General features: G+C 60.2%; 12 protein-coding genes and 1 pseudogene. 8 read left to right on the top strand and 5 right to left on the bottom strand.

The genetic code is table 11. The annotated features are described in order from the left end of the window. Positions 1-795, top strand: a 795-nt coding sequence (locus tag DBR18_RS28565; RefSeq protein ID WP_256588476.1) for an LTA synthase family protein, incomplete at its 5' end; no start/stop codon positions are given. Between the two features lie 507 nt (positions 796-1,302). Here DBR18_RS28565 and groL read toward each other — a convergent pair. The 4 genes from groL to DBR18_RS00415 all read right to left on the bottom strand — a co-directional run bounded on the left by groL (position 1,303) and on the right by DBR18_RS00415 (position 4,826). After that, positions 1,303-2,949: a chaperonin GroEL gene (groL, locus tag DBR18_RS00430; RefSeq protein ID WP_041068396.1), complete on the bottom strand. Its 1,647-nt coding sequence runs from the start codon at positions 2,947-2,949 to the stop codon at positions 1,303-1,305. A gap of 50 nt (positions 2,950-2,999) precedes the next feature. Further along, positions 3,000-3,293, bottom strand: a complete 294-nt coding sequence (locus DBR18_RS00425) for a co-chaperone GroES (RefSeq protein WP_003227685.1) — start codon at positions 3,291-3,293, stop codon at positions 3,000-3,002. Between the two features lie 259 nt (positions 3,294-3,552). Then, a complete protein-coding gene (locus DBR18_RS00420; RefSeq protein ID WP_108588858.1) occupies positions 3,553-4,029 on the bottom strand; it encodes an FxsA family protein in 477 nt (158 codons plus the stop codon). A gap of 65 nt (positions 4,030-4,094) precedes the next feature. Then, positions 4,095-4,826, bottom strand: coding sequence for a HugZ family protein (locus DBR18_RS00415; protein ID WP_108588857.1), 732 nt, complete (start codon positions 4,824-4,826; stop codon positions 4,095-4,097). 160 nt (positions 4,827-4,986) lie between these two features. Between DBR18_RS00415 and DBR18_RS00410 the strand changes: the two genes are divergently transcribed. Next, positions 4,987-5,745, top strand: coding sequence for an SDR family oxidoreductase (locus tag DBR18_RS00410; RefSeq protein ID WP_108588856.1), 759 nt, complete (start codon positions 4,987-4,989; stop codon positions 5,743-5,745). A gap of 95 nt (positions 5,746-5,840) precedes the next feature. On the opposite strand, the gene apbC is transcribed toward DBR18_RS00410, so the two are convergent. Then, positions 5,841-6,935 carry an iron-sulfur cluster carrier protein ApbC gene (apbC, locus tag DBR18_RS00405; protein ID WP_108588855.1) on the bottom strand — a complete coding sequence of 365 codons (1,095 nt, stop codon included), beginning with the start codon at positions 6,933-6,935 and terminating at the stop codon, positions 5,841-5,843. A gap of 224 nt (positions 6,936-7,159) precedes the next feature. On the opposite strand from apbC, the gene metG reads away from it, so the two are divergent. The 6 genes and pseudogenes from metG to DBR18_RS00370 all read left to right on the top strand — a co-directional run. Continuing rightward, on the top strand, positions 7,160-9,211 hold the full coding sequence (metG, locus tag DBR18_RS00395; protein ID WP_098965356.1) for a methionine--tRNA ligase: 2,052 nt from the start codon (positions 7,160-7,162) through the stop codon (positions 9,209-9,211). Positions 9,212-9,343: 132 nt separating this feature from the next. Next, on the top strand, positions 9,344-9,913 hold the full coding sequence (locus DBR18_RS00390; protein ID WP_108588853.1) for an Rnf-Nqr domain containing protein: 570 nt from the start codon (positions 9,344-9,346) through the stop codon (positions 9,911-9,913). Further along, on the top strand, positions 9,910-11,115 hold the full coding sequence (rsxB, locus tag DBR18_RS00385) for an electron transport complex subunit RsxB (protein ID WP_108588852.1): 1,206 nt from the start codon (positions 9,910-9,912) through the stop codon (positions 11,113-11,115). The genes DBR18_RS00390 and rsxB overlap by 4 nt, the downstream gene beginning before the upstream one ends. Next, a complete protein-coding gene (locus DBR18_RS00380; RefSeq protein WP_108588851.1) occupies positions 11,102-12,085 on the top strand; it encodes an RnfABCDGE type electron transport complex subunit D in 984 nt (327 codons plus the stop codon). Before rsxB ends, DBR18_RS00380 begins: the two co-directional genes overlap by 14 nt. Continuing rightward, positions 12,082-12,687, top strand: coding sequence for an RnfABCDGE type electron transport complex subunit G (locus DBR18_RS00375; protein ID WP_108588850.1), 606 nt, complete (start codon positions 12,082-12,084; stop codon positions 12,685-12,687). Before DBR18_RS00380 ends, DBR18_RS00375 begins: the two co-directional genes overlap by 4 nt. After that, positions 12,684-12,956, top strand: a pseudogene (locus DBR18_RS00370) (NADH:quinone oxidoreductase); the annotation flags it as partial. The gene DBR18_RS00375 and the pseudogene DBR18_RS00370, both read left to right, overlap by 4 nt.

Below are 12,956 nucleotides of genomic sequence, written 5' to 3'. Positions count from 1 at the left end.
GGCAACGGCTATCGCGTCGTCGACCAGAGCAGCGTCGATGAAGCCGAGATCCACTTCAAGAACGCCTGGGGCATGGCCGACGAAGATCTGTACCGCCAGACTCTGAAACTGGCGGATGCCGATTACGCCAAACAGCAACCGTTCCTGTTGCAGTTGATGACCACCTCCAACCATCGTCCTTACACCTACCCGGACAACCGGATCGACATCAAATCCGGCAACGGTCGTGATGGTGCGGTGAAGTACACCGACTACGCGATTGGTCAGTTCCTTGAGCAGGCGCGGCAGAAACCGTGGTTCGATAACACGATTTTTATCTTCGTCGCCGACCACACCGCGGGCAGCGCCGGTAAGGAAGACCTGCCGATCACCAACTACCAGATCCCGCTGTTCATCTATGCGCCGAAAATGATCGAAGCTCGCGAGAGCGCGCAACTGGCCAGTCAGATCGACCTGGCCCCAACGCTGCTGGGCTTGCTGAACCTGGATTACACCTCGACGTTCTTCGGTCGCAACCTGTTGCAGGACAACCCGCTGCCACCGCGCGTGGTGGTCGGCAACTACCAGCATCTGGGTCTGTTCGATGGCAAGGATCTGGCCATCCTCAGCCCACGTCAGGGCTTGCGCCGGCATGACGATGCATTGACCGAGAGCCGCGAATCGCGGGTGACCAGCGATGATCCGCTGATCAGCCGGGCGATCACCTATTACCAGACTGCCAGTTATGGTTTCAAACAGCAGTTGTTGAGCTGGAAACCTGGGAAGGACAGCACTGCGCAGGTCAGCGAGCAGTAACCGACGATAGTACGCGTCAGGTCAGTCAGACTTTGTATCGGCTGATCTGACGCCATCGCTGGCAAGCCAGCTCCCACAACGATTACGTCAAACCTGTGGGAGCTGGCTTGCCAGCGATGGGCGCACCTCGGTGTAGCGCCAACGACAAATCGAAGGCAATAAAAAACCTCGCCGGCGCATTGCAGGCGGGGTTTTTCGTTACAGGAGTCTGGCATGACGAGGCGCTGGCCGAGAGACGCGAATCGCGGGTCACCATCCGCTGATCAGCCGGGCAGGTCAGCGAGCAGTAACCGACGGTGGTACGCGTCAGGTCAATCAGACTTTGTATCGGCTGATCTGACGCCATCGCTGGCAAGCCAGCTCCCACAGGGATTGCGCTAAACCTGTGGGAGCTGGCTTGCCAGCGATGGCCTCACCTCGGTTCAGGATCAACATGAAATCGAAGGCAATAAAAAACCCCGCCTGCGCATTGCAGGCGGGGTTTTTCGTTACAGGGGTAAGGCTGGCTTACATCATGCCGCCCATGCCACCCATGCCGCCCATGTCTGGCATACCGCCGCCGGCAGAGCCTTCTTTCTTCGGTGCATCGGCGACAGCGGCTTCGGTGGTCAGGATCAGACCGCCGATCGACGCTGCAGCTTGCAGAGCGGAACGGGTGACCTTGGTTGGGTCCAGGATGCCCATTTCGATCATGTCGCCGTATTCGCCGGAAGCAGCGTTGTAACCGAAGTTACCTTTGCCGTTCTTCACTTCGTTGACGACTACGCTTGGCTCGTCGCCGGAGTTGGCAGCGATCTGACGCAGCGGCGCTTCAACAGCGCGACGCAGTACAGCGATACCGACGTTCTGGTCAGCGTTGTCGCCGGTCAGTTCGGTCAAGGCTTCCAGAGCGCGGATCAGCGCAACGCCACCGCCAGGAACCACGCCTTCTTCAACGGCTGCACGGGTCGCGTGCAGGGCGTCTTCAACGCGGGCCTTCTTCTCTTTCATTTCAACTTCGGAACCTGCGCCAACCTTGATCACTGCAACGCCGCCGGACAGCTTGGCCAGACGCTCTTGCAGTTTTTCACGGTCGTAGTCCGAGGAAGTTTCGGCAACCTGGGCACGGATCTGGGCGATACGCGCCTGGATGTCGGCTTCAACGCCAGCACCGTCAACGATGATGGTGTTTTCCTTGGACAGGGTCACACGCTTGGCGTTACCCAGGTGTTCCAGAGTGGTGCTTTCCAGGCTCAGGCCGATCTCTTCGGAGATCACGGTACCGCCGGTCAGAACGGCGATGTCCTGCAGCATGGCCTTGCGACGGTCGCCGAAGCCTGGCGCCTTGACGGCCGCAACCTTGACGATGCCACGCATGTTGTTCACTACCAGAGTCGCCAGGGCTTCGCCTTCAACGTCTTCGGCAACGATCAGCAGTGGACGGCCGGCTTTGGCAACGGCTTCCAGCACTGGCAGCATTTCGCGGATGTTCGAGATCTTCTTGTCGACCAGCAGGATCAGCGGGCCGTCGAGCTCGGCAACCATGGTGTCCGGCTTGTTGACGAAGTACGGGGACAGGTAGCCACGGTCGAACTGCATGCCTTCTACAACCGACAATTCGTTTTCCAGGCCCGAGCCCTCTTCAACGGTGATCACGCCTTCTTTACCGACTTTTTCCATGGCTTCGGCAATGATGTCGCCGATGGAGTTGTCGGAGTTGGCGGAGATGGTGCCGACCTGAGCGATGGCCTTGGTGTCAGCGCATGGCTTGGACAGGGCTTTGAGCTCTTTGACGATGGCGATGGTCGCCTTGTCGATACCGCGCTTCAGGTCCATCGGGTTCATGCCGGCAGCGACGGCTTTCAGGCCTTCGTTGACGATCGACTGAGCCAGAACGGTCGCGGTGGTAGTACCGTCACCAGCGTCATCGTTGGCACGGGAGGCAACGTCTTTGACCAGCTGCGCGCCCATGTTTTCGAAACGATCTTCGAGTTCGATTTCCTTGGCGACGGAAACGCCGTCCTTGGTGATGGTTGGAGCGCCGAAGCTCTTCTCCAGGATCACGTTACGGCCTTTCGGGCCCAGGGTCGCTTTTACCGCGTCAGCCAGAACGTTGACGCCTTTGAGCATCTTGGAGCGGGCGGCATCGCCGAACTTAACTTCTTTAGCAGCCATGATCGATATTCCTTAAATACTTTGTAGTAACGGGAAAATGAGCGGGGAAATCAGCCTTCCAGTACAGCGAGAATCTCGTTCTCAGCCATTACCAGCAGGTCTTCGCCGTCGACTTTCACAGTGTTGCTGCCGGAGTAAGGACCGAACACAACCTTGTCGCCGACTTTAACGGCCAGCGCACGCACTTCACCGTTTTCCAGGGTCTTGCCTGGGCCTGCAGCGACGATCACACCGTGGTTGGCTTTTTCAGCAGCCGAACCTGGCAGGACGATACCGCCAGCGGTTTTCTTTTCTTCTTCGCTGCGACGGATGACGACGCGGTCATGCAGAGGACGAAGCTTCATTGTCGATCTCTCCTAATTGTGGTTTTCATCGGCCGGTGTAGTCCCGGCGGGTTTAACGAATCCGGCCTGCGCCGGTTGCGATTCGTCGAGCGAACCGCGGAAGTCTGTCCGGCTCAAACGCCGGAAACCTTTCGGTGACCGATACATAAGGGCGCATAAGCTTATTACAAGGGCGGGGGCAGAAAATTTTTCATCGATTTGCCCCTTGAATGCCGCGCATAAACAAACGGCACCCGAAGGTGCCGTGTCGATGCTGGGGTTACTTGCTGTCGCGATGTTCGAACTCGCCTTCGATCACATCGCCTTCACGACCCAAAGGCTGGCGCGGCGCAGGACCGCCGCGAGGTTGCAGGTCGTCGGCAAACGCACGCTGACGGATCGCCTGTTCTTCGGCGCGCTGGCGCATCTTGTTCGCCAGCAGGCGGCGGGTGAACGGCAACAGCATCACCAGACCGACCACATCGCTGACGAAGCCCGGCAGGATCAACAGACCGCCGGCCAGTGCCAGCATCAGGCCTTCAAGCATGGTCTGCGCGGGCAGCTCACCACGATTCAGGCTTTCACGGGCACGCAGTGCCGTGGCCAGACCGGCGACGCGCAGCACGAACACGCCGAACATCGAGCCGAGAATGATCAGCAGCAGGGCCGGGAAAAACCCGATAGCCCCTGCCACTTTGACGAATACGAACAGCTCCAGCACCGGAAACAGCAGAAAGAGCAACAAAAAAGGGCGCATCAAAGATTCCTCAACGCAAGAAATGCCTTGCAGTAAGCATTAGATGACGTCGCCCTTTCGTGAATTCAAGCGTCGGCCACTGCATTTTTTGGCCAGACCTCGGCGTGGGCCAGAGAAACCAAGGCTTCGCGCACTTGTATCGGCGTATGACAAGGCGCTTGAAACGGCAACCAGTACAGCGCCTGACCGATGCGCAGGTGCATGCCTTCGCTGTCGATCCCGGCCAGTTGTGCCGGTACGGTTTTCGGCAGCCCGCTGAGTTCGACATAGTGCGCGATGGCTTTGGCGTGATCGCTGTTCATGTGTTCGACCATGCTGATTTCAGCCTTGCCGGCGAACGGGTTGGCCAGGGTCAGTTGATCGACCCAGTGAATCGCGCCAAAACCGCCGATGTAGCGATGACGCACCGGGTTGAGCACCCAGAAATCAAAATCGTGAGCCTTGTGATAGTTCTGCGAATCGGGGAAATAACGGTAGTAGCGCTCGGCGGCAGCTTCGATGGCGGCTGGGTCGTCAAGTTTTTGCGCCTCGGCCAGGTAAGTCAGGCGACCAACGGCCTGCACGTCGTCGGCCTCACGTTCGCCCACCAGCAGCGAACATTTCGGATCTTTCTGCAGGTTGTGGGTGTGCTGGGCGATGCGGCTGATCAGGATCAGCGGGCGGCCCTGCTCATCCAGGCAATACGGGACTACCGAGCCGAAGGGGAAACCGGGCATCGATTTGGAATGGGTGGACAATACGCCACGGTATTCCTTGAGAAGCAATTCTCGGGCATTCTTGGCCGCTTCAACGCTCAATTTATGACTCCTTATATAGAATCCGTCGAAAAAACGGACAGGCGCCTGGGGATAAGTCCCGGTCACGCCATCGGCAATGCTCATGTGCAGGCTCACGACCGGTGCGGATCGAGCGTCGCCAATAACAAAAACCACTCAGACCGGCTATCGGGGCATGCGAATGCAACTCAACGACAAAGTAATCATTATCACCGGCGGTTGCCAGGGTTTGGGCCGTTCCATGGCCGAGTATTTCGCCGACAAAGGCGCAAAGCTGGCACTGGTGGATCTCAATCAGGAAAAACTCGACGACGCCGTGGCAGCCTGCAAGGCCAAGGGCGTCGAGGCGCGCAGTTATCTGTGCAACGTTGCCAATGAAGAACAGGTTGAACACATGGTCGCCCAGGTGGCGGCCGATTTTGGCGCGATCCATGGCCTGATCAACAACGCCGGGATCCTGCGTGACGGCCTGCTGCTCAAGGTCAAGGACGGCGAAATGACCAAGATGAGCCTGGCCCAGTGGCAGGCGGTCATCGACGTCAACCTGACCGGCGTGTTCCTGTGCACCCGGGAAGTCGCAGCGAAAATGGTCGAGCTTAAAAATAGCGGCGCGATCATCAACATTTCGTCGATCTCCCGCGCCGGTAACGTCGGCCAGACCAACTATTCCGCCGCCAAAGCTGGCGTGGCCGCCGCCACCGTGACCTGGGCCAAGGAACTGGCGCGTTACGGTATTCGTGTGGCGGGCATTGCACCGGGCTTCATCGAAACCGAGATGACCCTGGGCATGAAGCCCGAAGCGCTGGAGAAGATGACCTCGGGTATCCCGCTCAAGCGCATGGGTAAGCCCGAAGAGATCGCCCATTCGGCGGCGTATATCTTCGAGAACGACTACTACACCGGGCGGATTCTGGAGATGGATGGCGGGTTGCGCATCTAAAGCAAGATCAAAAGATCGCAGCCTGCGGCAGCTCCTACAGAAAAGCTCTGTGTAGGAGCTGCCGCAGGCTGCGATCTTTTAATGGACGACGCTGATCAATCGTCACTGACGGTGATATTCGGCATCGCCGGCGTCGCCGCTTCCTGCAGGACAATGCGCGCGCCGACGTGGCGGGCCAGTTCCTGATAGACCATGGCGATCTGGCTGTCCGGCTCGGCGATCACCGTTGGCTTGCCGCCATCGGCCTGTTCGCGGATCAGCATCGACAGCGGCAGCGAGGCCAGCAACTCCACACCATATTGCGTCGCCAGCTTCTCGCCACCGCCCTCACCGAACAGATGCTCGGCATGACCGCAATTCGAGCAGATGTGCACCGCCATGTTTTCCACCACGCCCAGCACCGGAATGTTGACCTTGCGGAACATTTCCACGCCTTTGCGTGCGTCGAGCAATGCCAGATCCTGCGGGGTGGTGACGATCACCGCGCCAGCCACCGGGACTTTCTGCGCCAGGGTCAGCTGGATGTCGCCGGTGCCTGGCGGCATGTCGATGACCAGATAGTCCAGATCGCCCCACGCCGTTTGCGTGACCAGTTGCAGCAGCGCGCCAGAGACCATCGGCCCCCGCCAGACCATCGGCGTATTGTCGTCGGTCAGGAACGCCATCGACATGACTTCGACCCCGTGGGCCTTGAGCGGCACGAACCACTTCTGATCCTTGATCTCGGGACGGGTACGCTCGGGGATGCCGAACATGATGCCCTGGCTCGGGCCATAGATGTCAGCGTCGAGAATGCCGACCTTGGCGCCTTCACGGGCCAGCGCCAGCGCGAGGTTGGCGGCGGTGGTCGACTTGCCCACGCCACCCTTGCCGGAGGCTACGGCGATCACGTTCTTGACGTTGGCCAGCCCCGGAATCTGGGCCTGGGCCTTGTGCGCGGCGATCACGGTGTTGACTTCAACCTTGGCCGAGACCACCCCGTCGAGATTTTCGATGGCCAGTTGCAGCATCTGCGCCCAGCCACTCTGGAACAGGCCGGCGGCGTAGCCGATCTCCAGCTGAACCTTGACGCGCTCGCCTTCGATTTCTATGTGCTTCACGCAACCGGCGCTGAGCGGGTCCTGATTCAGGTAGGGGTCGGTGTATTGGCTGAGGACGGCTTCCACCGCTGCGCGAGTGACGGCGCTCATGGGCAACTCCGATAACAAGACTGGGAAAAGATGGTGGGTATCGTACCTGAAAAGATCGCAGCCTTCGGCAGCTCCTACAGGAGATCGGCGTACAACTGTAGGAGCTGCCGCAGACTGCGATCTTTTCTGTCTGCTCATCCAATGAAACAGGTGCACAGGGTGAAAAATATGCGCCAGCGCTTTATAGTGGCCGACCTCCGTTTCATCAAGTAGCGAAGCCCCACATGTCCGAACCACGCAAGATCCTCGTCACCAGCGCCCTGCCCTACGCCAACGGTTCGATTCACCTTGGCCACATGCTGGAATACATCCAGACCGATATGTGGGTGCGCTTCCAGAAGCATCGCGGCAATCAATGCATCTATGTCTGCGCCGACGACGCCCACGGTTCGGCGATCATGCTGCGCGCGGAAAAGGAAGGCATCACCCCGGAACAACTGATCGCCAACGTGCAGGCTGAACACAGCGCCGACTTTGCCGAGTTCCTGGTCGATTTCGACAACTTCCACTCCACTCACGCCGAAGAAAACCGTGAGCTGTCGAGCCAGATCTATCTGAAACTGCGTGACGCCGGGCACATCGCCCAGCGCTCGATCACCCAGTATTTCGACCCGGAAAAGAAAATGTTCCTGGCCGACCGCTTCATCAAGGGCACCTGCCCGAAATGCGGCACCGAAGACCAGTACGGCGACAACTGCGAAAAATGCGGTGCGACCTACGCCCCCACCGATCTGAAGGATCCGAAGTCGGCGATCTCCGGCGCTACCCCGGTGCTCAAGGATTCCCAGCACTTCTTCTTCAAACTGCCAGATTTCCAGCAGATGCTGCAGACCTGGACCCGCAGCGGCACCCTGCAGGATGCCGTCGCGAACAAGATCGCCGAGTGGCTGGACGCCGGCCTGCAGCAGTGGGACATCTCCCGCGATGCGCCGTACTTCGGTTTCGAGATCCCGGGCGAGCCGGGCAAATATTTCTACGTGTGGCTGGATGCGCCAATCGGCTACATGGCCAGCTTCAAGAACCTGTGCAACCGCACGCCAGAGCTGGACTTCGACGCGTTCTGGGGCAAGGACTCCACCGCCGAGCTGTACCATTTCATCGGCAAGGACATCGTCAACTTCCACGCCCTGTTCTGGCCCGCCATGCTTGAAGGCGCCGGTTTCCGCAAGCCGACCGGGATCAACGTGCACGGCTACCTGACCGTCAACGGCCAGAAGATGTCCAAGTCCCGTGGCACCTTCATCAAGGCTCGCACCTACCTCGATCACCTGTCGCCGGAATACCTGCGCTACTACTACGCAGCCAAACTGGGCCGTGGCGTCGACGACCTCGACCTGAACCTCGAAGACTTCGTGCAGAAGGTCAACTCCGACCTCGTCGGCAAAGTGGTCAACATCGCCAGCCGTTGCGCCGGTTTCATCCACAAGGGCAACGGCGGCCTGCTGGTCGACAACAATGCCGCGCCAGAGCTGACCGAAGCGTTCCTCGCTGCCGCGCCGAGCATTGCCGACGCCTATGAGGCCCGTGACTTTGCCCGTGCCATGCGTGAAACCATGGCCCTGGCCGACCGCGCCAACGCCTGGATCGCCGACAAGGCGCCATGGTCGCTGAACAAGCAGGAAGGCAAGCAGGATGAAGTCCAGGCGATCTGCGCCACCGGCATCAACCTGTTCCGCCAGTTGGTGATTTTCCTCAAGCCGGTACTGCCGCTGCTGGCCGCCGACGCCGAGGCGTTCCTCAACGTCGCCCCGCTGACCTGGAATGACCACACCACGTTACTGGCCAACCATCAGTTGAACGAATTCAAGCCGTTGATGACCCGCATCGACCCGGTAAAAGTGCAAGCCATGACTGACGCCTCGAAAGAAGACCTGACCGCCAGCCAGACCGACACCGGCGCTGCCGCGCCTGCGGGCAACGGCGAACTGGCCAAGGATCCGCTGTCGCCGGAAATCGACTTCGACACCTTCGCCGCCGTCGACCTGCGCGTGGCGCTGATCGTCAAGGCTGAACACGTTGAAGGCGCCGACAAGCTGCTGCGCCTGACCCTGGATATCGGTGATGAGCAGCGCAACGTGTTCTCGGGAATCAAGAGCGCCTACCCGGACCCGTCGAAACTCGACGGTCGCCTGACCATGATGATTGCCAACCTCAAACCACGGAAAATGAAGTTCGGCATCTCCGAAGGCATGGTGATGGCAGCCGGCCCTGGCGGTGAAGAAATCTACCTGCTGAGCCCGGACAGCGGCGCCAAGCCGGGTCAACGCATCAAGTAAGGCCCTGCGCCAAAACGATCCCACAGGCATGTTCTGCAGGCCTGTGGGATTTTTCATATCTGGCCCACCCTTCACGGGTGCCGGATAATGCCTAACCTTGAATGACACCCGCCCGTTGCTGCCGGCAGAACCATGACCGAACTTGCGCTTACGCTGATCAGTGCCGCCCTGCTCAACAACTTCGTGTTGCACTGGCCGCTGGGCGTCGATCCGTTGCTGGCCGGTAACCGGCGCCAGGTGCATGCACTCGGGTTGGCGACCTCATGCCTGATGCTGAGCGTCGGCGTTTTCGGTTACGTGCTCTGGCACTGGCTGCTGGTTCCGTTGCAACTGCAGGCACTGCAGCTGTTCGTGTTCCTGCCGCTCAGCGTGCTGCTGATCGCGCCGCTGCTGAAACTGTTGGCGCGTGCGCAGCCTGACTGGCCGTTTGACGGACTGTGGCCACTGTTGCTCGGTAATGCCGGTGTACTGGGGCTGGCCTTGATCAATGCGCAAAATGATCGCGGCCTGCTGCAAGCAACAGCGCTGAGCATCGGTGCCGGGCTGGGTTTCTGGCTGGTGCTGAGCCTGTTCAACGATTTGCGTGAACGCACGACAGACAACGACATTCCCCTGCCCTTTCGCGGCTTGCCGATCGACCTGATCGGCGCCGGTCTGATCGCAGTGATTTTTCTCGGATTCAGTGGACTGATCAAAACATGAGTCTGATTCAACTCATCGATGCCCTGCTGCCGCAAACGCAATGCGGCAAGTGCGGCCACCCCGGCTGCAAGCCCTATGCGCAAGGCATCGTCGATGGCGAACCGATCAACAAGTGCCCACCGGGCGGTGACGAAACCGTTGCGGCGCTGGCCGAACTGCTGAACGTGCCAGTGCTGGAACTGGACATCAGCCGTGGCTCGGCACCGCCTCAAGTGGCGTACATCCGCGAAGCCGAGTGCATCGGCTGCACCAAGTGCATTCAGGCTTGCCCGATCGACGCCATCGTCGGCGCGGCAAAACTGATGCACACCGTGCTGATTGATGAATGCACCGGTTGCGACCTGTGCGTGGCGCCGTGTCCGGTGGATTGCATCGAGATGCACCCGCTGCCGCTCGGCACCTTGCCGGTGGTCGGCGGTCTGGCCTCCAGCCTTGAAGAGCACCGCGCGCGCGCCGCCAAACGCGATCACGCACGCCAGCGTTTTGAACGCCGCAACGCCCGTTTGCAACGCGAGGAGCAACATAAACAGGCTGAACGCGAGGCCCGGGCGCAACGTGCTGCGCAACCGGCGGTGGCAACCCTCGATCCGGTGCAGGCAGCCTTGGAACGTGTCCGCACGCAGAAAACCGCGAGCGCCGACGCCGCGCTGAAAAAAGCCAAAATCGATGTCGCCATGAGCCGCGCACAACTGCACAAATCGTTGAAAGCCTTCGGCCATCCGCCGACTTTCGATCAGCAGTCACAACTGATCGTGTTGCAGCAGCAATTCGAAGCGGCGGAACAGACGCTGGCGAGACTGGAAAGCAGCGCTACAGCAACTGCGGCTCCGGCTCCGGCGAAAGACGCCGATTTGAAACGAGCGAAAATCCAGTTGGCCATGCGCCGCGCCGAACTGAAAAAGGCTCAGACTGCCGAAGCGCCGCCAGAACAGATCGCCACCCTGGAACAGGCCTTGCGTGACGCCGAGCAGGCCCTTCACGCTGCCGAAGCCTCAAGTGAGCAGGCTGTACCGGATCTGGTGCGTGTGGAAAAACGTCCGATCGACAGCCAGCTCCGCCAGTTGAAAACAGAATTGGCCTACGCCCGCGCCGACCTGAGCAAACTCGAGCGCCGCGCCGACACACCCGGCGATGTTCTCGACAAGGCCCGTGCCCGTCTGCAGGACGCCGAGCGTCAGGTAAAAGATCATGTCGCCCCTTGAGGCATCGGATGATCGCCTGCAACAGGCGATGATGCGGGTGCTGCTGGCCACGCTGCCGGGGCTGCTGGCGCTGTTCTGGTTTTACGGCTGGGGCGTGCTGATCAACCTGATACTGACGATAACCACCGCATTACTCATCGAGGCTGGCGTCACCCGTCTGCGCCGACAGCCTCTGCAACCGACGCTCAGCGATGGCAGCGCAGTGGTCAGCGCAACCCTGCTGGCGGCTGCCCTGCCACCTTATTGCCCGTGGTGGCTGACCATGACGGCCGTCGCTTCGGGCCTGCTGTTCGGCAAGCACTTGTACGGTGGTACCGGCAAGAATCCGTTCAATCCGGCCATGCTCGGTTTTGCCTTGGCGATTGTGCTGTTCCCGCAGCCGATGACGCATTGGCCAACGCACGGAATGAATCTGCCGGCAGCGTTTGCACAAGTCTTCAATACGGGTCAGGCGCCGGACGCCTGGGCCCAGGCCACTGCGCTGGATAGCCTGCGCATCAACAAAAGCCTGACCATGGATGAGCTGTTCGAGGCCAACCCGGCGTTTGGCCGTTTTGGCGCACGCGGCGCGGAGTGGATCAATCTGGCGTTTCTTGCCGGTGGGCTGGTGCTGTTGCAGCGCCGGGTGATTGCCTGGCAAGCGCCGGTCGGCATGCTGGGCAGTCTGTTTGTGGTTAGTCTGCTGTGCTGGAACGGCTCGGGTTCCGATTCCCACGGTTCGCCCCTGTTTCATCTGCTGAGCGGTGCGACCATGCTCGGCGCGTTTTTCATCATCACCGAACCGGTGTCCGGGGCGAAAAGTGCGTTGGCCCGACTGCTGTTTGGCGTCGGTGTCGGTCTGCTGACTTACCTGATCCGCACTTGGGGCGGCTATCCGGACGGTGTAGCGTTTGCCGTGTTGCTGATGAATCTCTGCGTACCGGCCCTGGAGCGTTTTGCCGCTACTCGCCAGACACAGGTGCAATCATGAACCGTGCGGCTTCTGTCGTGACGCTTGTGCTGTTGGTCGGCGCCGGTCTCGGCCTGACTTATGTGGTGCAGGACGCCAGTGCACCGCAGATTGCCCGCGAGCAACGCCTGCTCGACAGTCGCAAGCTGCTGGATGTGCTCGCACCGGATGCCTATGACAATCAACCTCTGGAACAACCACTGCCATTGGCCGAAACCGGCCTGAGCCATAGCATGCTGCTGGCGGGTTACCGGGCAACCAGACTCGGGCAACCGGTGGCAGTGTTGCTGCGCACCCGGACCGAAGGGTATGCCGGCGTTATCGAACTGCTGGTCGCCATCGATGCCAACGGCAGACTGCTGGGGGTTAAAACCCTGCGGCAGAACGAAACGCCAGCGCTCGGCGGGCTCATAGGCGATTGGCCGAACAGCTGGCTCGCGACATTTGCCGGCAAGTCGCGCACCGCACCTGACGACGCAGGCTGGGCACTGAAAAAGGACCAGGGACAATTCGATCAACTGGCCGGAGCGACCATCACTTCACGTGCCACGGTCAATGCCATCCATGACGCTCTGCGCTACTTTGACGAACATCGGGTCTCCTTGCTGGGGGTCGCACCATGAACCGGCTGGCGAATCTGCCAAACGCCTTGATGCTGGCGTTGCTGCTTGGCACCAGTGCCACACTGAGCACCGCGCTGATAATACTGCTGATGTCGAGTGTGATCCTGACGGCTTACAGCATTTGCATCGGCCCGCTGCGTTTGCGCCTGTCCGGCAACAGCCTGCTGCTGGCCAGTCTGGTGCTGGCCGCCACCCTGACCAGTTGCGCCAATATTCTCGCCCAGCGCTGGGCGTTGCAGTGGCAACAGTCACTCGGGATCTATGCCGGG

Source organism: Pseudomonas sp. HMWF021, assembly GCF_003061005.1.
Classification (GTDB): domain Bacteria; phylum Pseudomonadota; class Gammaproteobacteria; order Pseudomonadales; family Pseudomonadaceae; genus Aquipseudomonas.
Note: the sequence above shows the minus strand (reverse complement) of the source record. Positions and strands in the feature narration are given on the sequence as shown.